The sequence below is a fragment of the Peribacillus sp. B-H-3 genome (assembly GCF_048572925.1).
Classification (GTDB): Bacteria; Bacillota; Bacilli; order Bacillales; family DSM-1321; genus Peribacillus.
In genome coordinates, this window is record NZ_CP183879.1 from 653,364 (window position 1) to 676,518 (window position 23,155).

A 23,155-nucleotide genomic window follows, 5' to 3' on the forward strand; every position below is an offset into this window, starting at 1 on the left:
ATATATTAAAGAACTATAGCAAGAAGAGGAGGATGCCAGAATGGCTGCTGTAAAAATATGCGAAAATTGCGGATTTCCTATTAAAAAACTCAAGCACTCCATCCTATGCCAATGCAATCATAAAATTTTAACAGGACATCCTGTTCAAAAAAAGCAATAATCCATAAAAAACTGGACAAGATAAACTTGCAAGCCGATTTATGCTAATACTGATGAATCGGTTTTTTAATGTTCATCAACCTACATGAAAGCATCAACATTCATTTAAGTTTGGAGGCATTAAAGCCTAAAAAGCCAATAAATTAGTGATTGATTAGATTTCCCTTTATAATAAAAATAAATTTTGAAACGAAGTGCTGATTCATCCGTACATATAGGGAGCGATAAAATAGTACGATTCATTCGTATAGAAGCTTTATTATCAGCGGAGTGGACAAGATATCAGGTAACCGGTTTTCTGAGGTATCCTGTCTTCTTCACAGCATAAAGAAGAAATATGGACCATTACGGCAGGAGGTGCCTGGGATTTGATCATTGCCAATTTATAGTAAGTGTATAGTGAAATGGCTTTGGTTTTCCTGACACATTGGATATAACGCTAAAATTATTTCTGGTCGCAATATTAATCGCGATGACGGCTTTTTTTGTATCATCTGAATTTGCCATTGTTAAGATTAGAAGCTCGCGCATTAATCAATTAATTGAAGAAGGCAATAAGCGTGCCATAACAGCTAAAAAGGTAACGGATAACCTCGATGAATACCTCTCTGCCTGCCAGTTTGGCATAACAGTAACGGCATTAGGGCTTGGGTGGCTTGGGGAAAGTACGATGGAAATCTTGCTTAGCCCTTTATTTGGCATGTTGAATCTCGATCCTTCTATTGAAAATATCATGTCATTGGCTGCCGCCTTTGCCATTATTACCTTTTTGCATGTAGTTATTGGAGAACTGGCACCCAAAACAGCTGCCATTCAAAAAGCAGAAGAAATTACCCTTATGTTCTCTAAGCCCCTAATATGGTTTAATCGCATTCTTTTTCCGTTTATTTGGGTGTTGAATAGTTCGGCGCGCGGCATTGCAGGATTGTTAGGGCTAAATCCTGCCTCCGGACAGGAACAGGCCCATTCTGAAGAAGAATTGAGAATTATTTTATCCGAAAGCTATGAAAGCGGAGAAATTAATCAATCTGAATATGGTTATGTGAATAATATTTTTGACTTTGATGAAAGAATATCAAATGAAATTATGGTGCCCCGAACAGAAATGGTGACTATTGAAAAAACAGCAAACCTTTCAGATGTGGTAGAAATAGTACATGAAGAACAATTTACACGTTATCCTGTAACTGACGGGGACAAAGATAACATTATCGGAATGATAAATATCAAAAGCCTATACACGGCTGCCATTACAGAGGAAAACAGAACATCACTTTCCCTGGAAACCTTCATTAGTCCGGTTATCCGCGTGCTTGAAACCACCCCGATACATGATTTGCTTTTAAAGATGCAGAAAGAGCGGACACATATGGCCGTTTTGACGGATGAATACGGAGGAACCGCCGGGCTTGTAACGGTTGAGGATATACTTGAAGAAATTGTCGGGGAAATCAGAGATGAATTTGACCAGGATGAAAGGCCGCTTGTTCAAAAATTGGATGATACACATTATATTCTTGATGCCAAAGTGCTTATTGGCGATGTGAATGACTTGCTCGGTGTAGAATTGCCTCAGCAGGATATCGATACGCTTGGCGGCTGGATGCTGACCGGAAGATACGAAATAGTAACGGGCGACACAATTGAATATGAAGGCTATGCGTTCACGGTCAAGGAAATGGATGGACATCACATCTTATACATCGAGGCGAAAAAGGTGTAAACCAGTCTGCGACAGACATAGCTGCTGGAAAAACAGTGGAATAATGGCCGTCCCGTGCTGAATGTCTGTCGCGTGAACCTGTGACAACAGCTTATGGCTACAGTATCTGCCGGCGAGGAAATGCATGCTTTTGGAATTTCCTCTTCAGCGGTAATCTCTGCCCGCATGAAAAATGGCAGGCATGGACAGACTTGGCCAGAAGTATACACCTTTGTATCCTTCTGGCCTTTTTTCTTGGCGCGACATAAAATAACATGTCTTTTCATAGGGTAATTGTGTAATAATAAAGATAATCATAAGGGAATAAATGGAGATAAAACATACAATGAAAAAACTATTGGCAAAAAACCCCTTGCTCCTTAAGTCTGTTTTTATCACAGTGATCATGCTTTTTATGATATACGAGGCTTTGCATATTAAGTCCAATATTAATTTTGGGCTTCTCTCAAGGCACATTAATGATTTGAGCTTCATTCAGTACTTGATTATTCTGGGTCTCGGGATGATTGCAGTTACTCCAATGGTGCTGTATGACTTTGTCATATCGCGTGCCCTTAAAGTGAAAAGGAAGCGTTCAGAAGTGTTTATCTTTTCCTACTTAACGAATACCACTTCTAATTTAGTGGGATTTGGAGGTATTGCAGGGACGACGCTTCGGACCATCTTTTATTCTAAGGAATATTCAAAAAGGGAAATCGTTCCGCTTGTCGGCACTTTCGGATTGTTTTTCCTTTCCGGTCTATCCATTTACAGTATGTTAATTATCACTGGTGTATTTGATAATGCCTTTATAAAAGAAAAACATTCTTTATATATTGGCATCTTGGGCATGTCGCTGTTTTTTCCTGTCATGCTGGGCATTTCACTGCGGAAGAAAAACCTTTTCGGGAAACATTTGACGCCTAAATCAGCCGTTATCTTGACAGGCATTTCTTCACTAGAATGGTTTTCCGCTTTTTTGCTTGTCTACTATATTACTCGCTTGCTTGGAACGCATGTGCCTTTTTTTACTCTGTTTTCTATTTTTGTCGGGGCTTCGATAGCTGGCATCATCAGCTTGATTCCTGGAGGTTTAGGGTCCTTTGACTTTGTTTTCATTCTTGGATTTTCTTCTTTGGGGCTGCATGAAGAGCATGCACTGCTGATATTGATCATTTATCGTTTAAGCTATTACATCGTTCCGGTTATATTCGGTTTTCTGCTTTATACAAGAGTGCTTTGGGCAAAACTCAATCTGGAATTCAATCACCTTCCTGGACAAATATTGAGCTATATAAGCCATAAAGGGCTGAATATCCTGATTTTTATATCCGGGACCTTGCTTCTTTTATCTGGCGCAGTACCAGGGCTGATTGAAAGGATTAAATTCATCAGCGGAATTTTGCCTGATTGGGTAATCAATTTATCGCATATCATTTCTGTAAGCATTGGCTTTGCTCTGCTGGGAATGACGCGGGCCATTGGATACAAGGTAACCCGTGCCTGGTACATTACCCTTTTTATGCTTATTCTGGGATCGATTGCTGCATTTTCGAAAGCTCTTGATTATGAAGACGCCATCTTTTTCCTCATTGTGGCCGTTTTGCTTTTTGCTGCTAAAAAGCAGTTTTATAAAGAGAACTTTGTTATGACGTGGGGAAGAACGGTGATGGATGGCCTGATTCTTCTTGTCTTCTTTGGAGGCTATTTGTTTGTAGGCTACGTAAATCTTCCTGATACCAAAATAAAGATCCCTTCGGCTTATCAAAAATACGTAATTGGAACCTCGGATGATCTGTTGATGAGTGCATTTCTGGGCTTTTCAATCGCGCTAATATTTATTTATATAACGTTCTTTCTGTACAGGCGCCATAAATTCCCGTTTGCAATTTCTGAAAGTTCACAAGCTGAAATCAAACAATTTTTAACTCAATATGAAGGCTGCGAGCTATTGCACTGGAGCTTGCTGAATGATCGGCATACATATTGGGATAATCATCATAAAGTATTGTTTTACTATAAAAACTACAGTGATAAGCTCATTGTCATAGGCGATCCAATCGGGAAGGATAGCAGCGTGTTTAAGGCAGTGGCAAAATTCCTTGCTGAGGCGGACCGCTTTGGATATACTCCTGTCTTCTATCAAGTTAAAAACAGCCTGCTGACATTTTTGCATGATGAGGGATATGACTTTTTTAAGCTTGGTGAAGAAGGGCTTGTAGATTTGAAGAATTTTGATTCAAAGGCTGTACCGGCACCGATACAAAAGGCCTGGGGCTCATTAGATGAACAGGATTTTGATTTTGATATCCTTAATCAGCCGATCGGGGAAGGAACGGTTAAAGAATTAAAGGCTATTTGCGATGAATGGCTGTCCGAAAGAGATGAGAAAGAGATCGCGCCTTTTTATGTGGATGAAGAATACCTGAGGAATTCGCCAGTTGCCATCGTAAAAGACGGCAAGGGGAAAATTGCCGGCTTTTCCACCCTTGTTCCTGCATTTGATAATGAAAATATCTCTGCAGACTTAGTGCGCTGGCGCAGCAATCCGCCGAAAGGGCTTCTGGATTATATGTTCCTTAACATGATTGACTGGTCCAGAAAGAATCATTATAAATATTTCTCTCTTGGGCTTGCGCCGCTGCCTAGTTCAGGAAGTTCGCGTTTCTCCCTGCTGCGCGAAAAAATCGCTTCCCAGATCTTCAGCTACGGGCATCGCTTTTATCAATATAAGGACTTGAATTCCATCAAGGATAAATTCGTGGATGTTTGGAATCCAAAGTATCTTGCTTACAGAAAAAAAACATCCATTACAGCGACCATGCTTGAGGTTACTTTTTTAATATCCAAAGGGCAGGGAACGAAAAAGATATAAGTATGCCAAAAGGCTCCGCACAGCAGTTTATGCAGTGCGGGGCCTTTTCTTTAACTGGCGGAAATAACAAAAATAACAGGCTGGAATTCCCCTTTTATTTGAACAAAAATGGTATAATGATAGGCGCATGGCTAACATTTATTTATCTAGAAGGCGTATTATGCGTTTTTATATCCAATATATTAAAGCAGAAGGCGGGAGAGAGAATGAGCTATAAAAAGAAACAGCTGTTGGGTTTCGGTTTAATCTTGCTTTTTTTGGTCGTTTTGCTGACTGGCATCGTCATAATGCTGAATAGCATAAAGAGCAATTTAACTGAAATCGTTGAGGACAGATATTACAAGGTTTCAAATATTTCGGAAATCCGCCAGTTATTCTCCAGTTCGGACAGAGAGATCCTTTTTGCTGTAAATGAAGCGAACAAGAGCGAAAGGACAGACAGCCTTGATATTATCCATGATAATCATTCCAGGATTGAGAATGAAATTGCCACTCTATCAAGTGTTGCCAATACTGCAAACGGGAAAAAACTGCTGAAGGAGCTTGAAACCAACTATGGTTCCTATTCAATAACAGAAGCTGATATTATCCAGAAGATCGAATCAGGAAAAGGGCCTGCTAACCTGCAGGCGCTGATGAGTGACCAAAGGGACAAACGGACCAAAGTCATTGAAACGATGAACTCCTTTAAAAAGTACCAGGAATCATTGATGTATGATGCGCTTAAAAGCTCCAAGCAAACGTATAATCAAATCATCCAGTTTATCATTATTGCTGTTTTAATCAGCATTGTGGTGATTGCCATTACAGTGATATGGATGATCAGAAGTACTTCAAGAAATCTTCAGTCCATTACAAAAGTAATCAAAAATATTGACTACAATGACCTAAGCGACATACCAAGGATTCAATTTCGATCCAATGATGAAATCGGCGATATTGCTTATTCCTTTAATGAAATGGCAGGTTCACTGGAAGCTTATAACGAAAAAGAAAAAGAATTCACCGCCAAAATCAGCGAGCAAAACTGGATTCAGACAAGACTTGCTGATATTGCGACAATGTATCAGCGTATTGTAGATCTCGAAGTGCTGGGCCAGCGTTTCATTACAAGGCTGGCGCCTATGGTGGAAGCCTCCCTTGGTGTGATTTATCTGAAAAGAGGAGAAGGAGAAAACGCCAAATTCGTCAAACTTGCATCTTTTGCAGAGGAAGGAAAAGATGCCGGTCGGACAAACTTTACGCTGGGTGAAGGCCTTGTTGGCCAATGTGCCCTTGAGAAGCGTTCACAGATTATCAATAACGTTCCGAATGATTATAATCTCATCAAGACTGGCCTCGGTGAAACGCTTCCTAAAAGCATTTTTATCGCACCTGTTATTTTTGAAGATGAAGTTGTAGCGATGGTCGAGCTTGCCAGCCTTACTCCTTTTACGGAATTTCAGGAAAGCTTCCTTAGAAGAGTGCTGGAGACTCTCGGAATTACCATTAACAGTGTAAGAGGAAGAATGGAAATTGAACGGCTTCTTAAGGAATCACAGGCTCAGACAGAGGAGCTGCAGGTGCAATCAGAGGAACTGCAGTCCCAATCTGAAGAAATGCAGGCTCAGTCAGAAGAACTGCAAACACAGTCTGAAGAGTTAAGAATGATCAATGAACAGCTCGAAGAAAGAAACAGGGATACAGAACAGAAATCCAAAGAACTTCAGCGGGTTAAAATAAATCTGGAAGCCCAGGCCGAAGAATTAAAACAAAGCTCGAAATATAAATCTGAATTCCTTGCGAATATGTCACATGAATTGCGGACACCGCTTAACAGCATATTGATCCTGTCAGAAATGCTTTCAGACCAGGGTGACAGCAGCCTGACAAGCGAGCAGCAGGAATTCGCGCGGGTCATTCATTCTTCTGGACAAGATCTGCTTTCATTAATCAACGACATCCTTGATTTATCGAAAGTGGAAGTCGGCAAATTGGATGTTGTCTTTGATGAAATGAATGTAAGTGAACTTCCGGAATTGCTTAAACGGAATTTTGATCATGTAGCACATAAAAAGAGAATTTCCTTTAAGGTTACAAAAGACAAAAATGTTCCCGACATCTTCTTTACTGACCAGCAGAGATTTCAGCAGATACTTAAAAACCTGCTGTCTAATGCCTTTAAGTTTACTGAGAAAGGGACAGTGGAAGTCACAATCAAGCGGGCGGAAGAAGAGCTTGTTGCACAGTGGATCAATACACAAGGCGCTAGCTCATGGCTTGAAATTAATGTGACTGACACAGGAATCGGCATTTCTCCTGAAAAGCAAAAGATTATATTTGAAGCGTTCCAGCAGGGTGATGGAGCAACAATGCGGAAATACGGCGGCACGGGCCTCGGACTTTCGATTTGCCGCGAGTTTGCCAAGCTGCTTGGCGGCTGGATTGTCGTTGAAAGTGAAGAGGGCAAAGGAAGCAAATTTACTCTGTTCATTCCGAGCCTTCCTGAAGGCATGAAGGGAGCTGAGGATATCTCTATAGCCTCCAGCCAGGTTGCGGCTGCGGAAGCCCAGGAATTAGCTCCTTCTGTTGAAAAGGAGGAAATTGTGGAGCTTTCTTCTGGAGATATTCCAGATGAACCTGAAGGTGATCAGCTATTCAAAAATAAAACCGTTTTAATTGTCGATGATGATAATCGCAATATTTTTGCCCTTTCCAATGCCTTAAAACAGGAAGGTATGCAGGTCATAGCGGCAGAAAATGGACTGGAATGTTTGGAAGTGCTGCAAAACGGACATAGTATTGATGCTATATTAATGGATATTATGATGCCTGAAATGGACGGATATGAAACCATGCGCAGAATTCGCTTGAACAGCATGTATGATAATCTGCCAATTATTGCATTAACAGCGAAAGCAATGAAGGGCGACAAAGAAAAATGTCTTCAGGCTGGTGCTTCAGATTATATCAGCAAGCCGCTTAAATTGGATCAGCTGCTTTCAGTGATGAGGGTATGGCTAACTAATTAATTGCCAGGAAAGCAAGGAAGGAAATACTATGAAAGATACGATAACTGCCGAAGAACGGGAAGACTTTGAAATTGATTTGCTGCTCCAGGCCATTTACCGCGTAACTGGTTTTGATTTCAGCCAGTATATGCGCTCATCAATAAAAAGAAGAATTGAAAACAGACTGAGCCTGGATCGCATCCGGACAATCAGCAATATGATTGAAAAGGTGCTATACGAAAAAGGATTTGTTGAAAATCTTCTGAACGATTTCTCTATCAATGTGACCGAGATGTTCAGGGACCCAGGATTTTTTCTTGCTTTCCGGACAAAAGTCATTCCGCTTCTTAGGAAACTTCCGGAAATTCGGATCTGGCATGCCGGATGTTCTACTGGTGAAGAAGCATTCTCCATGGCTATATTGCTAAAAGAAGAAGGACTATATGAAAAGGCCAAGATATATGCGACTGATATGAATGAAAATGTTTTAGAGCAGGCTCGAAAGGGAATTCTCCCTCTTAACCGAATGCAGTCATATACGAAGAATTATCTTCAGGCAGGCGGGAAAAGGCATTTTCCGAATATTACTCTGCTGACTATCAGTACGCCTATTTAGATCCCTCCCTGCTTCGGAACATTGTGTTCTTTCAGCATAATTTAGTAACGGATGGATCCTTTAATGAATTTCATGTGATTATGTGCAGGAATGTTATGATTTACTTTAATAGTGACCTTCAAGGCAAGGTTAGCGATTTGTTTTATCATAGCCTATGCCGGGAAGGGTTCATGGCGATGGGCAACAAGGAAACAATACGCACACTGAGTTTCTCTGAGGAATTTGATGATTTGGATCTGAATGAGAAAATTTACCAGAAAAAATAAAAAGCAGGGAAGCCCAGCGGCTTTCCTGCTTTTTTATGTATTAATGCTTTATTGAGCCTGTATGAACACAACGCACATGTCATCTGGCTGATCGCGCTGTAGTTCACTTGGCAAAAGAAAATCAATAGGGGATGATGTGCGGCAGTCCAGCCACCCTTTCGAGACGGCACTTCGTATTTTATCCAATCCATTTACATCATCTTTCTCTAAGGCCTCCATTACGCCATCTGTGAATAAAAGGATTTGAATCCGGTCCTCAAAAGAGATAGTGTTTTTTTTCACATCCATTTCCGGGAAAAATCCGACCGGGCAGCACCCTGTTGAAAGAGCAAATACCTTATCTCCGTCTAGAAGTGCGTATCCTGGCGGGTGCCCTGCATTCACATATTCTACAGTTTTATTTTCTGTATCAATGATCATGGAGATGGCGGTGAAATAATAATGAACAGGACTTTCCGGTTTATTTAAAAGATTCATCCAGCGGTTCAGTTCGGTAATGACGCGAACGGGATCTGTATAGGTTCTCAGTGCGTCTCTTAGAACAGAAGAGATATACATACAGACAAGCGAAGCTGATATTCCATGCCCCATCATATCAAGCATGATAATTGCAGAGCGGTGTTCATCAATGCGATGCCAATAATACATATCTCCTGCTAATTTATTTGCAGGCAAATAGGAGGCTTTGATCAGCAGTTTTTCAGTTTCTACCGGCTCGCTCAGCAAGCTGCTTTGCACCTGCATGGAAAGGTCCAGCTCGTTGCGGATCTTCTCATCCTGCTTCCGGTGCCAGTCTTTTTCATATTTAAGCCGGAGTCCCACCCGTATCCTCGCTAAGAGGTCTACCTTATTAATCGGCTTCATTATATAATCAATTCCCCCGACATCAAGCGCTTCCGCCACTTTATTCGAGTCTTCAAGAGCAGTCACGAATATGACTGGAATATCCTTCAAATGAGGGATTTCCTGAAGGCGCCGGCATGCTTCAATCCCATCTATTTCAGGCATCATAATATCCAGCAGAATGATATCAACGGATGTTTCCTTAGGTGAAGGGGTATCAGCATCTAAGTAATTAAACATTTCCCTTGCTGAAGTCAGAGAAACAAAGTCATTATATCCAGCCCGTTTTAATATTTTTTCAATAACGAAAAGGTTAACCTTGTTATCATCTACGATTAAGATCGACATTCTCAATATCTCCTTTAGGTTACCTATATATTCTGTATCTATTTATTTATAATCAGATGATTGTTTTGCTGGATTTTTTTCAAGCTAAATTTTGCTGATTATATTTTATATTGTAAGGAATCTGCAAAAAAACAAAAAACCCCTAATAGATAATACCCCGATATTTTTGACCTTAAACATCTTATTTAATAGAAAATTAAAAAGCTGCATATTTTTTTCAGTCTTCTTTTAAATCGCACTAATACAATCTTGAGTCGATGGATCGTGTACCGTTATAAATTTTGTATCTTATGCAATAGGGATAAAGCTCTTTAGAAAAGGCTCTTTCCTTAAAGATTGTTGTTTTTTTAATTTGTTATGTGAGGCGTTCCCATTGTCAAGTCTGGTTGATTGGAGCGTAAGGTGCGAGACTCCTGCGGGATTAGCAGAACAGGTGAGACCCCGCAGGCGCAGCCGAGGAGGCTCACCGCCTGCCCCGCGGAAAGTGAGCATCCTGGAGCGGAAATCAACCACCTTGTTTTATAGCAACAAAGTTTACGAAAATAGCCTTAAAATAATCTATTTTATAAAAAATGAAGTAGGGTTTTTGCTTTTATTATCTCATTTTATTGAAATGATTTTTACACGATTTACACATAATAGTGTAAAATTACACTACGGATGAATTGTGATTAAAAAAGAGGTGAAAACATGAGAAAGTTAATAAATAGCATTCTGATAATCAGTTTTTATTGTTTTCCATTTGTCTATTTCGCAATGTACCAAGACTTTGCTAATTGGTCTATGCTTGGCTATTTAATCATGATTATAGTGACTTCGATTCTTGCCTTTTTCTGCAGAATTTTTAGCATCACAACTACTTTTATTATAGGCAATATAGGATCTGCGATCATTTCATTTTATTTCGTACACAAAATGGGAGTTTCGTTAGGGGATAGGTGGGATGGTTATTTTAAACCAGTTTCATCATATCAATTATTGCTATTGGTTAGTGCTTTAAATTTGATTCCTCAATTCCACATCATGAAGTTAGCAAATAGATGTAAAAAAAAGCAGGGTAAATTTATATGAAAATTACCCTGCTCTTACTATTTGGCTCTTTTCTTAAAGATTGTTGTTTCTAATGAGTTCTGTGAAGCAATCCCATTGTTAATGGGTTTGATTGGTGCATAAGATGCGTGCGGAACAGGTGAGACACCCGCAGGCGCAGCCGAGGAAGCTCACCGCCCGCCCCGCGGAAAGCGAGCATCCTGGAGCGGAAATCAACCACCTAGTTCTCCATAACGACAAAGTTTACGAAAACAGCCTTCTATTTTCACTGCCGCAACTCCTTTTCTGCGGTTCCGTGTTTTGTTAGCAGGGTTAATGGGAATGGAAGGTAATAAGTTCGAGTGATCGTGAACGTTCCTACAAAAGCACAGGGGAGGAACATATGTCTTCTGCAACTAATCATCTGAGGCGCAATCTTTGGTCGGTGATGAGGCGGTTTTTCATCAGCTCCTGCACTGGCATCACTTTTATGACAAGTCCACTCTTGCTGTGGGACTGGTTTCTGATGGCCTGTTTCACGCGTTAAGCTGGTTTGCCACGATTGCTTCATTGTTCATGGTGGCTGACCTTCGCAGGCGAGAGGCTTGGCTGCGGACAAGGTGGTGGGGAGGTGTGCTGCTCGGAGCAGGTTTGTTTCAATTTTATGATGGCACTGTCCAGCATAAACTCATGGGATTGCACCAGATTCGTTATGTGTCAAACTTGTTCTTTTATGACGTGGTCTGGAATATCTTCGCGGTCGCTATTATTGTGATTGGAGCAGTAATCACCAGCAGAAAAGAAAAAGCCTCAAGTCAAGAGGAGAATATCTCGTGAATCATCACATGGAACACGCGAGTGGAAGTTCCCTAGGAATCATCTTTCCAGTGTTTCTCATCGTTCTCTTCTCGTTTTTGTATGTGGGTGCGGCCTATGTCCCGAATCGCCACAAACGGTTGCGTCAATGGCCGCTGCGCCGCTGTATCTTTTGGATTCTTGGTGTTTTTTGTACCATTTTTGCTGTCAGTGGTCCTCTGGCAGAACGGGCACATACTGATTTTAACTGCCATATGACTGCCCATCTCCTGCTTGGGATGCTTGCGCCTCTGCTCATTGCTCTGTCAGCTCCTATGACTCTTCTGCTGCGCACAGTCAAGATTTCTTTTGCCCGAAGGCTTACACGGCTTATGAAGATTAAAATCGTACACCTGTTTTTTCATCCCGTTGTGGCTGCTGTCCTGAATATTGGCGGCCTCTGGCTGCTTTACATGACAAATTTATACTATGTAATGCACGAGAATATGATATGGTATGTTGTCATACATATGCACATCTTCATCGCCGGGTATCTTTTCACCGTTTCCATGATTTATATGGATTTGGTCAGCTGCCGATACCCATTTGCTTATCGCGCGATAGTATTGGTGCTGGCGTCCGGTGGACACGGGATTTTATCAAAGTACATCTATGCATATCCACCCGCTGGTGTAGGGGAAGCCCAGGCAAAAACAGGGGGGATGCTCATGTACTATGGCGGGGATGCAATTGATCTCATCATGATTTTTATTTTTTGCCTGCAATGGTTTAGAGGCGCACGCCCTAAAGCATTTGCATCAGTAAGGCAGGGAGACTCCTTTATATAATAAAAAAAGCAGCCCTCCGAAAAAAATGGAGGGCTGCTTTTTACACCTGTGCGCATATAGAAATTTTATTCTTTATCGTAATACGGAAGCTGCAGATTTTCTGCAGCTTCCTAGTGTATGGTTTAGTATTAATCCTTTAGTTTGCCAATACCTTCTTGGATTTCGCCTTTTAACTTATCTTTCTTGCCTTCGCCCTGCATTCTTTTATCATCGCTGGCATTGCCCATTTGGTCCTTGGCTTCACCTTTTACTTTATTTACAGTACCTTTGACTTTATCAGATAAACCACTCATCTTTATCTTCCTCCTTCATTGGTTTACTTGTTATTTACCCGCAGAGGAGTCTGTTAAACAAAATTATGATGCCATTTCTTTCTTGGAATGTTCTTCAATAAAGCGAAGCGTATTTTTGATAATGTGTTCCTTATCATAATCAAGGGAGGCCACATGGTAAGACTGCCTAAGAGCGATGAGTTCTTTTTCAGGCGAAGCGGCCTGATCATAAAGATAAAATGAACATTCTGCCGGAACCACATGGTCTTCAACCGAATAAAACAAGAGCAGGGGACAGGTTGTTTTTTTAACGTTTTCACTAGTCAGATCCATAAGCGACAGCAGCTGTTTAATTGAGTGGAGCGGCACTTCTGGATAGGTGATTTCTTTTGCCGATGGATCCTTGATATCTGGTGAGCCATCCGGGACGAAAAGGGGGGACTGGACTTTTCGGTATTGCTCATATTGCGGCACCTTTAAAGCAGCGTTAACTGTAATGACGCCATCACAGCTTGTCTTCGAAGCCAAATCAATGGCCAGAGCCCCGCCCATGGACTGCCCCAGGATATAAACCCTCCTGCAGGTTTGCTGAAGAACGCAGTAGGCGTCTTCCAGGTTTTGAATCCAATCCTGATAAGAACAGGCTTTCAGGTCGCTCGCAGCAGATCCGTGCCCTTTTAAACGGGGTGCATAAACGGTATATCCCTTCTCGGCAAACTGGCTCCCTAAATATTCAACACTCTGAGGAGTCCCGTTAAAACCGTGGCAAATTAAAATTCCTGTAGAATTGCCGGGATGGAAAAAGGATTCAGCACCAGGAATAACAGGGGAAAATGACATTGCGAAAAAACTCCTTTCTAATATAAAAAACTTTCCTTGCCCGGCTGCAAAGAAAGTTTTTTAAACAAATCTTATCAGCCAAAGCAAATATGCTTTGCTGGTAGGAGCACCTTTCATGAGGCTGCTGTGAAGTCATTGAGCCAGATCTCTCGTTCACTCGTGATAATGGTATATGAAGTTTATAATTTACTATTCTTATTAATTTACTTGGTTTTATAATAACACGATATGATTTTTTTCGTCAACCGTTCCCTCTTTTATCTGTAAAATCTTGTTCTGAATTCTTTTTGAATACATAACCTAGAATGACGAAACGGAAATTTTTTATTGGGAATTTTAAAAAAATATTGACTTATCCCATAAGTCCACATAATATTGTAGTTACAAATTAAAAAACAATTGAATAATATGCTATTACTTATCCAGAGAGGTGGAGGGACTGGCCCTGCGAAACCTCGGCAACGGGTTTGCTTCTTATTGCAAATACCGTGCTAATTCCTGCAAATCGGTACAATCGGTTTGAAAGATAAGAAGTAGATCGGCTTATACATATAAACCCTTCTTCTTATCTGTCATGGATAAAAGAAGGGTTTTTTCGTTTCCGGAAGATTGATGAAAGGGGCGGCTTATATGTATATAACTGATTAAACTTATGAGAATACTAGGTTAAAAGCGCCATAGGAGGAATTAGAATTGATTGAAATCAGAAATGTTTCAAAGGTTTATCAGGGAAAAACCCCTATTCATGCACTAAATAATATTTCTCTGACAATAGATAAGGGGAATATATTTGGAATCATAGGATTTTCAGGAGCAGGAAAAAGCACGTTAATAAGATGTCTTAATCGGTTAGAGGAACCGACAGAAGGAACAATCAGCATTGATGGATTGGACTTGATGTCATTGAATGAAAATGAACTTAGGAAAACACGCAGGGAAATTGGGATGATTTTTCAGCATTTTAATCTGCTTTCTGCTAAAACCGTTTTTGACAATATTGCAATGCCCCTATATCTCCAGGGGGAAAAGAAGCGGGATGTTCAAAAAAAGGTGATGAATCTCATTGAATTTGTAGGACTCAGCGGAAAGGAAAATGTTTATCCGGGCCATCTGTCTGGCGGACAAAAACAGCGTGTCGGAATCGCCAGGGCCCTTGTGACAGATCCCCAAATCCTGCTTTGTGATGAAGCAACATCCGCATTGGATCCAGAAACAACAAGAAATGTTCTTGAACTGTTAAGAAAGGTAAATAAAGCTTACAGTATTACCATTGTCCTGATTACACATGAAATGAGTGTGATTCGTGATTTATGCGATAAGGTGGCGGTGATTGACGACGGGGAAATCGTTGAAGAAGGGACAGTTTATGATGTGTTTACTAATCCTCAGAAAAGAATTACCCGTAATTTCGTTAATACCGTTCTGCAAAATGAAATACCGCCTCATTTATCAAAAAAAATAAGAAGCGGGACCTATTACCGTCTTGTTTTTCTGGGAGAAAAAGCGGCACGCCCTTTACTATCGGAAGTTTCCAAGCAGTTTGATATTCATCTGAACATCCTGTATGGATCTATTACAGAGCTGCAGGAAAAACCATACGGAAATCTTTTTATTGCGATTGACGGGGAAATTGAGGAAAGAAATAAGGCCGTTCAATTTATCTTGAATAGCGGAATCGACATAAAGGAGGCCGAAGCGCATGGAGCTTAATTGGGAATTTTTCTGGCCCCAGTTTTTCCAGGCTTGTGAAGAGACGTTTCTCACTGTGTTTGGATCATTCATTTTTGGAACAATCATAGGACTGCCATTAGGCATCATTCTTGTGATCACGAGACCCGGACATATCATGGAAAATAAGGCTGTTTTTCTAGCCCTGAATACCATTGTGAATATAGTCCGTTCTGTACCCTTTATTATTCTTCTGGTTGCTATTATTCCATTTACAAGGCTTGTGACGGGGACATCAATAGGTGTAGCTGCAGCGATTGTACCTTTGTCCATTTTTGTAGGCCCGTATCTTGCAAGGCTGATTGAAAATTCCATGCTCGAGGTGGATAAAGGAGTCCTGGAAACAGCTCACGCAATGGGAGCCACAAAAATGCAGATTATCACTAAATTCATTATTCCAGAAGCAGTGCCATCATTGATACTTTCGTTTACTACAGCAACGATCGGGCTGATCGGTTCGACAGCAGCGGCGGGCGCAGTAGGTGCAGGGGGTCTTGGGAACCTGGCTATTACTTATGGCTATCAGCGCTTTATCACGGTCGTTATTGTCATTACAGTCGTATTGCTTATTGTTAGCGTTCAGCTTATTCAAAGCTTTGGAAATACATGGTCAAGATATGTGAGGAGGAAAAGAGGATGAAAAGATTAAGTATTATTTTCGCGGCAGTGGCAAGTTTGATATTGGTTTTAGGAGCATGCTCATCAAATTCAGCTTCCAAGGATGGAGGCACACGCACAATAAAAATAGGGATAAATGGTGACGACAATGATCTTTGGAGTCTTGTCCAAAAACAGGTAAAAGACGATGGAATCAACCTGAAGATTGTATCTTTTTCAGATTATGTCCAGCCTAATACAGCCTTAAATGATGGCAGCATTGATTTAAATTCTTTCCAGACCATCACTTATATGAATCAATTTAAAAAAGATCATAACCTCGATATTTCGGCAATCGGCTCCACAGTGATAGCGCCAATGGGGATTTATTCTAAAAAATATAAAAAGATAGAAGACATACCGGACGGAGCAACCATCACAATACCCGATGATGTAACCAATGCCGGGCGGGCTCTCAAGCTTTTGGCATCAGCTAAGCTTATTACACTGGTGGATAATTTTGATCCGAGAGGCAGTGTGGACCAAATCAAAGACAATCCGAAGCACTTGAATATCAAACCGATTGCAGCCGGACAAACGGCAAGATCGCTTGAAGATGTGGGAGCGGCTGTCATTAACAATGGATTTGCCGTGCAAGCCGGCCTGAAGCCTTCCAAAGACCCTCTTTATAAGGAAGATCCGAATGACAAAGCGGCCCAGCCTTATATCAACGTAATTGCTGCTGCAACAAAAAATAAAAAGGATAAAGATTTCCTTAAAATCGTAAAAGCATATCAGTCGAAAGCAGTTCACGATTACATCATCAAACGCGATAAAGGTGCCACGGTGCCAGTAGTAACCTCGATAGATAAAATTAAAAACTTATAGGATGAAATCTTTTTTGCTGGCCAGCTCAAATATAAAGTTAAGAGAGAGGAGAGGTTTATATGACAGTAGTAGTTGAAACACAAAGAGATTTGATTGTGAGAAGCATTGAGGATGGCAGGGATAGATATATAGAAGCAAGCCATAACATCCACGAAAATCCTGAAATAGGAAACCAGGAATATTTTGCGTCTGATACATTAACTAATATCCTGGAGGAAGCTGGCTTTGAAGTGACAAGAAATGTCGCCGGGCATGAAACGGGCTTTATAGCAAGAAAATCCTCAGGAAAACCGGGCCCCTCCATTGCGTTTTTAGCAGAATATGATGCTTTGCCGGGACTTGGGCATGCCTGCGGCCACAATATTATTGGAACGACGAGTATTGCTGCTGGAATTGCTTTATCAAAAGTGGTTGAGGAAACCGGCGGAGAAGCAGTGGTTTTCGGTACCCCTGCAGAAGAAGGAGGCCCTAATGGAAGTGCAAAGGGGAGCTTCGTTAAACATGGCTTGCTTGAGGGCATAGACGCTGCGCTCATGATACACCCGAGCGGTAAAACAGGGCTGACAAGCCCATCTTTGGCAGTTGACCCTTTAGATTTTTTCTTTTACGGAAAAGCGGCACATGCTGCGGGATCACCGGAAGAAGGAATCAATGCCTTAGATGCAGTAATTGGTTTATTCAATGGAATCAATGCCCTTCGGCAGCAATTGCCTTCAGATGTAAGAATACACGGAATCATTACCCATGGAGGCGATGCACCTAATATTATTCCTGACTTTGCCTCTGCCCGTTTCTTTATTCGTGCCAGCACATGGAAACGTGCAGAGGAAGTGTCAGCTAAGGTCAGGAATGTTGCTCAAGGTGCCGCACTTGCTGCAGGAGCTACCGTAAAGATTGAGCGATTCCAAAATGAAGTGCATGATATTGTTATCAATACATCTTTGGATGAGGTTCTTCGGGAAGAACTGGAGAACCTAGGAGAAACTGTTGATAAGAGAAGCGGAGGAATTGGATCCACAGATGCAGGCAATGTAAGCCATGTGGTGCCGACAGCGCATCCTTATATAAAAATCGGCCATGACGAGCTGATTGCACACACAAATGAATTCCGCGAGGCAGCCGGCTCCAGGCAGGGAGAACACGCATTATTAACAGGAGCCAAAGCCCTTGCATTGACAGGCTACCGACTCCTGACAGACAAAGAATTGCTGCAAAAAGTTAAAACAGAATTCCGCCATGCGGAAAAATAAATAATACACAAAGATCATAAGACCCTGACTAGCGGTTTTATGATTTTTTTTAGGGGTCTGACCCCATTTTGTCGAAAAATATATGATTCAAATGTAGTTCTCCGCATTTATACTGTGTATAAACAGTGGTTAGGAGTGGTAATATATGGTCCCGCAGCGTGTAACACTTATAACAATAGGAGCAATCGATTTGGCGGAACTCCGCGCTTTTTATCAAAAGCTGGGCTGGAGCGAACCGGAAATGAGTTCAGATCAATATGCAGTGTTTAAAACAGCCGGTGTGCTGTTGTCTCTCTTTCCTTTGAAAGAACTGGAAACTGATTCAGGAGTGCAAATCCATAAAACAAAGGATACCTATCAAGCAGTTACTTTGGCTATTAACGTAAATACACCGGAAGAAGTTGATGCCGTTATTGACCATATCCGAAAAATAGGAGGGAAAATTCTCCGAGAACCAAGTGCTGCATTCTGGGGAGGGCGGACCGCGTATTTTGCAGATATTGAAAATAACATGTGGGAGGTAGCGTGGAATCCGGATTCTGTATTTGACGAAAAAGGAGCTATGCTTGCTTTTTAGTAATGACTCTTTATATCTTGCCTGTTGCCAAATTGTCGGTTAACGCCATTCATTACGGAATTCATGCAGTTATGGAAAGGATTCGACGCAAGCGCCATGGCGCCGCGTCACCCTGCATGACGCCTCCTCAGCCAAGCATAGCTGACGGAAGACGGGCCACAAACGCTGACCTAAGTATATAGCTTTAATGCATATATCACCTGAAGACCAGCAATATGGAACAAGCAAAATGCCCCTCACGGAATGTGAGGGGCATTTGACTAATATAGTACTATGCTTTCCTTCTTTTTTTCTTTTTGCCGAAGCTTGTGATGAATTCGTATACGACAGGGACGATGACAAGAGTTAACAGCGTGGAACTGATCAAGCCGCCAATTACGGTGACGCCCAGTCCTCTTGAAATTAATCCTCCGCCCTCAGTGCCGATTGCAAGCGGAATGAGTGCTCCCACTGTTGCGATGGCTGTCATAAGGATTGGACGTATCCTGGTTGCTCCAGCTTCTAGAAGGGCATCGCGTTTGCTGAGTCCTTCTTCTTCTTTCTTAATCACTCTGTCTATAAGGACAATGGCATTGGTCACGACGATTCCAATCAGCATCAGTGCGCCAATCAATGCAGATACACTGATCGTTTCACCTGCCAGGAATAATCCGGCCAATCCGCCGATAATAGTAAATGGCAGAGAGAAAAGGATGGCAATAGGTGCAAGCCCTCCGTGGAAGGTTATGACAAGAATCAAGTAAACAATCGCGATGGCAGCTAGCATGGCAAGTCCAAGCTGGCTGAATGAATCGCCTATTTGTTCGGAAACTCCGCCCAGGGAAACGCTCGCTCCTGCAGGCAAGTCCAGTTTATCTATCTTATCCTGAACCTCTTTGGTGACCTTGGAAACATCTTTGCCTTTAATTTTGGCGGTAACGTCAGCATACCTTTTTCCGTCGCGGCGGGTTACGGTATCCGGTGATTTTCCTTCTTTGATTTTGACAACCTCTTTTAGCGGAACTTCCATTCCAAGAGGGGATGTAATGGTTTTGCTAGCTAGGTCATTTTTATCCTGGAACTGTTTATTTTGTTTTTCAATATAGATATTTACATCTTTTCCGTCTTTTTTGATGGTTGTTAAAGTTTCTTTTTCACCTGTTGCAGAAAGTGCCATCGCGACCTGTGAAGCAGTCAAGCCAAGATCACTCAGTTTGCTTTGGTCAGCAACAAGCGTGTATTGCTGATAAGACGCAGAAAGAGTAGTGTCGGTATCTTTTAGGCTGCTGTTATCATTCAGCAGCTTGGTCACTTTTTTGACAATGGGCTCTATTTGGTTCAGATCTTTTCCGTAAACATGAAGTGTCAGCTCATTATTGGAGCCTGTGCCGCTGAAGTCCTGCGATTTCCATGTTCCGGCAGTGCTGAATCCGGTAAGATGTTTTAAGGATTTGTCTTTCTCAGCTTCAAAATCCTGTGTGTTATTTTTATAAGAGACGTACAGCATCGCTGAATTTCCGGAACCGGGCATCATCGGATTTTCCCCTCCGATTGTGTACTGCACAGAGGTTACCTGTTTTTTATCCATGAAGAACTTCTCAGCTTTGGCGGCTGCTTTTTCAACATCTGATTTCTTTTCTCCCGGAGCAGGTTTATACGTGACAATCATGGTTTTCTCTTCATCCGATGGAATGAAGCTGACGCCAATCTTTGGAACAAGCAATAAACTGCCTGCCAGCAATAAAATGGCGATGATAAATGTAATAAGTTTATGGTTCAAAGACCAGTTCAGTACTTTTCGGTAAGAATTCGATAATTTGCTTGGCTTGCTTTCGTGATTTTTCCCTTTTATGCCGTTTTTAAATAAAGAATGGGCCATAGAAGGAACAATGGTAATGGCAACAAGCAGGGAAGCCAGCAATGCAAAAACAATTGTTAAGGCAAATGGCAGGAACATTTCGCCTACAGGTCCTTTAACAAGGGCAAGCGGCAAAAAGACTGCAATCGTTACAATGGTAGATGAGAAAATTGGAATGAACATTTCTTTTGTTGCTGAACGGATGAGTTCGCCGCCCTTTAATTCTTCGTCTTTCAATGTCATTCTTCTAAATATATTTTCAATAACAACAATGGAGTCGTCGACTACGCGCCCGATTGCTACGGTCATTGCTCCTAAAGTCATGATGTTCAAGGTGATGTCGAATTGTTTTAAAACAAGAACAGCAATCAGCAATGAAAGCGGAATTGAGATGACTGAAATAAGTGTAGTACGGATATTCCTTAAGAAAATCAAAATGATCAGCACTGCAAAAATTCCGCCTACAATTGCTTTGTTAAGCATGGTTTTTACTGATTGCTCAATTGGTTTGCCCTGATCAAAGGTTGTGTGGATCTTTGATCCTGGCGTATCCTTTTCGAATTTTTTCAGCTCAGCTTTTACGTCGTTTACAACATTGACAGTATTCGCATCTGGAGATTTGGTTACTTGAATCCCGATGGAATCATGTCCGTTGGTTTTGGAAATCGTTTCAGCCTGGCCGGTAATTTTGATGTCGGCGATGTCAGAAAGCTTAACCTTTGCCAGCTTCGGCTGTGGCTGGGAGGCTGCAGATGGCTGGTTTTGGCCTTGAGCCGCTTGTCCGGCCATTCCTTGCGGGGACTGCTGCATCCCTTGAGTTCCTGCAGATTTAGGTGAAACAGGAATTTCAATGTTTTTTAAGTCTTTAAGAGTGCCGATGTTGCCATCGACAGCAATGGTTTTTTCTTTATCTTTAAAATTGAATAATCCAAGAGGCACTGAAACATTGGAACCCTGGATAATCTGTTTGACGGTTTGTTCGTCAAGACCGTATTGTGCAAGCTTTTCTTTTTTGAAGACTAATGACCCTTGCTGGACCTGCTGTCCTGAGGCAGTCACTTCTGAAACTCCGTCAATCCCCTCAAGTTTAGGGACGAGGTCCTCTTCTACCTGCTTTGTCAATTCAGTCAGGCCGGTCCCAGCATTTGTTGCGCTCAAGGCAATAACAGGGAAAGCGTTGAAGTCGATGCGCGAAACTTTTGCCTCCTGTGCCCCTTCTGGCAATTCCAGTCCTGAGATAGCTTCTTTGACTTCATCCACAGCTTTGTCCATATCTTTGTCATAGTTATATTCTATTTGTATGGAAGATGCGTTCGCCATGGATGATGAGCTGACAATATCTACTCCTGAGAGATTGCTGACTCTTTTCTCAATCGGTTCAGAAATTTTATTCGCTACTTCATCCGGGGCGGCGCCAGGGTAAACAGTGGATATGCTGATTACCGGTGTTGATATGCTCGGCAGTGTTTCGAGCTTCATATTCAAACCGGAATATATCCCAGCGGCAACGACGATGATTGTCAGCAGCCAAATAGCCAGTTTGTTTTTAAGAGAAAACTTAATAATCGAATTCAATCTGATTCCTCCGTGATCAAATTTATGACCAACTAGTCACTTCTAGAATATATAGGAATTAATGTTTCAATGCAATAATAAATACCCTCGACTGTAGGCTCTATTGAGATTTGTAAATATATCATATACAATGGGAGACATAGTGACTGAATGGTCATTTCATTTGAATGGATGTTAGGTGGATGTTCTATGAAAGAAAAAAGCAGGCTTATTATGGAAGCGGCCTTAGCGTTATTTGCTGAGGGAGGGTATCATGCCACCTCGATACAAGAAATCGTGGATAAGTGCGGGATGGCAAAGGGTTCCTTTTATAATTACTTTAAATCAAAGGACGAATTGCTGCTTTTTATATTTACTCATTTCTATGAATCAATCCAGGGTGAATTATCCTCTGTAGAAAGTGACGATTCCTTGGGTGAAAGAGCAAAATTTGCAAAGCAGCTTTCTGTTCAAATAAAACGGATGCTTGAGAATACTGGATTTATTAAGATGCTGATGAAAGAACATATGCACCATATTACTGAAGAACTGGATCAGTTTTTATTAATGATCCAAAAAGGGAATTTTTTATGGCTCCAAAAAAAGATGAAAAGCCTCTATCCTCAATTGAAGGAAGAATATATTCCTGATTGTGCCATAATGATCGATGGCGTTTTTAAATCCTACATGTCTTTGAGTTTAATGGATGAGAAAGCTGAATATGACAGTGGAAGGCTCCCTGAATTTCTCTTGAATCGCCTGGATTCCATAGTGGAAGGACTGAAGGATGAAAAGGGGTCGCTTCTTAAGGATATTGCTTTTCCGAATGCCGCAGATACGGAGGATACCTTGGCACTTCTTAGGGAAGCTGTAAATGAAGCGATTGAGTTGGTTATCTCCAGTGGGGATTCCCATAGCCCCAGCAAGAAAAAAGAACTAGAAACACTCCAGGCTATAAAAAACGAATTGGAGCAAACATCTCCCAATTCAATTATTTTAGAAAGCCTTCTTTTGATGGCTGAAAAAATAAATCTGAAAGATCCATCTCTCCTTACGCTGAAGAAGCGGCTTAAAGGGTACCTTTTTTAACCAGGCAGCATTAAGCTGTCTTTTTTTAGTTTGCCAGACATGCTGCTGAATA

General features: G+C 41.4%; 15 protein-coding genes, 1 pseudogene and 2 riboswitches. Of the genes and pseudogenes, 12 read left to right on the forward strand and 4 right to left on the reverse strand.

Annotation, left to right across the window (positions count from 1 at the left end; all coding sequences use genetic code 11):
- The first annotated feature begins 586 nt into the window (after nt 1–586).
- From ACN6MY_RS03155 to ACN6MY_RS03170, 4 genes and pseudogenes are all read left to right on the forward strand, one after another.
- Nucleotides 587–1,882: a hemolysin family protein gene (locus ACN6MY_RS03155; RefSeq protein WP_419882709.1), complete on the forward strand. Its 1,296-nt coding sequence runs from the start codon at nt 587–589 to the stop codon at nt 1,880–1,882.
- Between the two features lie 325 nt (nt 1,883–2,207).
- Entirely contained in the window at nt 2,208–4,736 is a 2,529-nt protein-coding gene (mprF, locus tag ACN6MY_RS03160) for a bifunctional lysylphosphatidylglycerol flippase/synthetase MprF (protein WP_419882710.1), read from the forward strand.
- Between the two features lie 206 nt (nt 4,737–4,942).
- Nucleotides 4,943–7,747: a response regulator gene (locus ACN6MY_RS03165; protein WP_419882711.1), complete on the forward strand. Its 2,805-nt coding sequence runs from the start codon at nt 4,943–4,945 to the stop codon at nt 7,745–7,747.
- A gap of 28 nt (nt 7,748–7,775) precedes the next feature.
- Nucleotides 7,776–8,608: pseudogene (locus ACN6MY_RS03170) on the forward strand (CheR family methyltransferase).
- Between the two features lie 48 nt (nt 8,609–8,656).
- On the opposite strand, the gene ACN6MY_RS03175 reads toward ACN6MY_RS03170, so the two are convergent.
- The gene (locus ACN6MY_RS03175) at nt 8,657–9,799 is read right to left on the reverse strand and encodes a PP2C family protein-serine/threonine phosphatase (RefSeq protein WP_419882712.1); all 1,143 of its coding nucleotides are present in this window, start codon (nt 9,797–9,799) and stop codon (nt 8,657–8,659) included.
- A gap of 1,467 nt (nt 9,800–11,266) precedes the next feature.
- Between ACN6MY_RS03175 and ACN6MY_RS03180 the strand changes: the two genes are divergently transcribed.
- Together ACN6MY_RS03180 and ACN6MY_RS03185 are read left to right on the forward strand one after the other, a co-directional pair.
- Nucleotides 11,267–11,665, forward strand: a complete 399-nt coding sequence (locus tag ACN6MY_RS03180; RefSeq protein ID WP_419882713.1) for a DUF2243 domain-containing protein — start codon at nt 11,267–11,269, stop codon at nt 11,663–11,665.
- An 8-nt stretch (nt 11,666–11,673) separates the two neighbouring features.
- Nucleotides 11,674–12,471 (forward strand): cytochrome c oxidase assembly protein, encoded by a 798-nt coding sequence (locus tag ACN6MY_RS03185; protein ID WP_419884059.1) that lies wholly within the window; start codon nt 11,674–11,676, stop codon nt 12,469–12,471.
- A gap of 128 nt (nt 12,472–12,599) precedes the next feature.
- Here ACN6MY_RS03185 and ACN6MY_RS03190 read toward each other — a convergent pair whose 3' ends face one another.
- Both ACN6MY_RS03190 and ACN6MY_RS03195 read right to left on the reverse strand, forming a co-directional pair.
- Nucleotides 12,600–12,764 carry a CsbD family protein gene (locus tag ACN6MY_RS03190; protein WP_090991186.1) on the reverse strand — a complete coding sequence of 55 codons (165 nt, stop codon included), beginning with the start codon at nt 12,762–12,764 and terminating at the stop codon, nt 12,600–12,602.
- Between the two features lie 63 nt (nt 12,765–12,827).
- Nucleotides 12,828–13,583, reverse strand: coding sequence for an alpha/beta hydrolase (locus ACN6MY_RS03195; protein ID WP_419882714.1), 756 nt, complete (start codon nt 13,581–13,583; stop codon nt 12,828–12,830).
- A gap of 68 nt (nt 13,584–13,651) precedes the next feature.
- Nucleotides 13,652–13,752: riboswitch (SAM riboswitch) on the reverse strand.
- Nucleotides 13,753–13,998: 246 nt separating this feature from the next.
- Nucleotides 13,999–14,116: riboswitch (SAM riboswitch) on the forward strand.
- A gap of 160 nt (nt 14,117–14,276) precedes the next feature.
- Between ACN6MY_RS03195 and ACN6MY_RS03200 the strand changes: the two genes are divergently transcribed.
- The 5 genes from ACN6MY_RS03200 to ACN6MY_RS03220 all read left to right on the forward strand — a co-directional run bounded on the left by ACN6MY_RS03200 (nt 14,277) and on the right by ACN6MY_RS03220 (nt 18,623).
- The gene (locus ACN6MY_RS03200) at nt 14,277–15,293 is read left to right on the forward strand and encodes a methionine ABC transporter ATP-binding protein (protein ID WP_419882715.1); all 1,017 of its coding nucleotides are present in this window, start codon (nt 14,277–14,279) and stop codon (nt 15,291–15,293) included.
- Nucleotides 15,283–15,951: a methionine ABC transporter permease gene (locus ACN6MY_RS03205; RefSeq protein ID WP_090991220.1), complete on the forward strand. Its 669-nt coding sequence runs from the start codon at nt 15,283–15,285 to the stop codon at nt 15,949–15,951. The genes ACN6MY_RS03200 and ACN6MY_RS03205 overlap by 11 nt, the downstream gene beginning before the upstream one ends.
- Nucleotides 15,948–16,796 carry a MetQ/NlpA family ABC transporter substrate-binding protein gene (locus ACN6MY_RS03210; protein ID WP_419882716.1) on the forward strand — a complete coding sequence of 283 codons (849 nt, stop codon included), beginning with the start codon at nt 15,948–15,950 and terminating at the stop codon, nt 16,794–16,796. Before ACN6MY_RS03205 ends, ACN6MY_RS03210 begins: the two co-directional genes overlap by 4 nt.
- Nucleotides 16,797–16,855: 59 nt before the next feature.
- Nucleotides 16,856–18,046 (forward strand): M20 family metallopeptidase, encoded by a 1,191-nt coding sequence (locus ACN6MY_RS03215; protein ID WP_419882717.1) that lies wholly within the window; start codon nt 16,856–16,858, stop codon nt 18,044–18,046.
- A 145-nt stretch (nt 18,047–18,191) separates the two neighbouring features.
- Nucleotides 18,192–18,623: a VOC family protein gene (locus ACN6MY_RS03220; RefSeq protein ID WP_419882718.1), complete on the forward strand. Its 432-nt coding sequence runs from the start codon at nt 18,192–18,194 to the stop codon at nt 18,621–18,623.
- Between the two features lie 271 nt (nt 18,624–18,894).
- Here ACN6MY_RS03220 and ACN6MY_RS03225 read toward each other — a convergent pair whose 3' ends face one another.
- Nucleotides 18,895–22,035: an efflux RND transporter permease subunit gene (locus tag ACN6MY_RS03225; RefSeq protein WP_419882719.1), complete on the reverse strand. Its 3,141-nt coding sequence runs from the start codon at nt 22,033–22,035 to the stop codon at nt 18,895–18,897.
- Between the two features lie 189 nt (nt 22,036–22,224).
- Here ACN6MY_RS03225 and ACN6MY_RS03230 point away from each other — a divergent pair, with 189 nt between their 5' ends.
- Nucleotides 22,225–23,103 (forward strand): TetR/AcrR family transcriptional regulator, encoded by an 879-nt coding sequence (locus ACN6MY_RS03230; protein ID WP_419882720.1) that lies wholly within the window; start codon nt 22,225–22,227, stop codon nt 23,101–23,103.
- The last annotated feature ends 52 nt before the right edge of the window (nt 23,104–23,155 follow it).

Bases quoted from the DNA above. Each gene is read 5' to 3' on its own strand.
- mprF (WP_419882710.1), top strand. From the start codon at position 2,208: ATGAAAAAACTATTGGCAAAAAACCCCTTGCTCCTTAAGTCTGTTTTT.
- ACN6MY_RS03165 (WP_419882711.1), top strand. From the start codon at position 4,943: ATGAGCTATAAAAAGAAACAGCTGTTGGGTTTCGGTTTAATCTTGCTT.
- ACN6MY_RS03175 (WP_419882712.1), bottom strand. From the start codon at position 9,799: ATGTCGATCTTAATCGTAGATGATAACAAGGTTAACCTTTTCGTTATT.
- ACN6MY_RS03185 (WP_419884059.1), top strand. From the start codon at position 11,674: ATGGAACACGCGAGTGGAAGTTCCCTAGGAATCATCTTTCCAGTGTTT.
- ACN6MY_RS03190 (WP_090991186.1), bottom strand. From the start codon at position 12,764: ATGAGTGGTTTATCTGATAAAGTCAAAGGTACTGTAAATAAAGTAAAA.
- ACN6MY_RS03195 (WP_419882714.1), bottom strand. From the start codon at position 13,583: ATGTCATTTTCCCCTGTTATTCCTGGTGCTGAATCCTTTTTCCATCCC.
- ACN6MY_RS03205 (WP_090991220.1), top strand. From the start codon at position 15,283: ATGGAGCTTAATTGGGAATTTTTCTGGCCCCAGTTTTTCCAGGCTTGT.
- ACN6MY_RS03210 (WP_419882716.1), top strand. From the start codon at position 15,948: ATGAAAAGATTAAGTATTATTTTCGCGGCAGTGGCAAGTTTGATATTG.
- ACN6MY_RS03215 (WP_419882717.1), top strand. From the start codon at position 16,856: ATGACAGTAGTAGTTGAAACACAAAGAGATTTGATTGTGAGAAGCATT.
- ACN6MY_RS03220 (WP_419882718.1), top strand. From the start codon at position 18,192: ATGGTCCCGCAGCGTGTAACACTTATAACAATAGGAGCAATCGATTTG.
- ACN6MY_RS03230 (WP_419882720.1), top strand. From the start codon at position 22,225: ATGAAAGAAAAAAGCAGGCTTATTATGGAAGCGGCCTTAGCGTTATTT.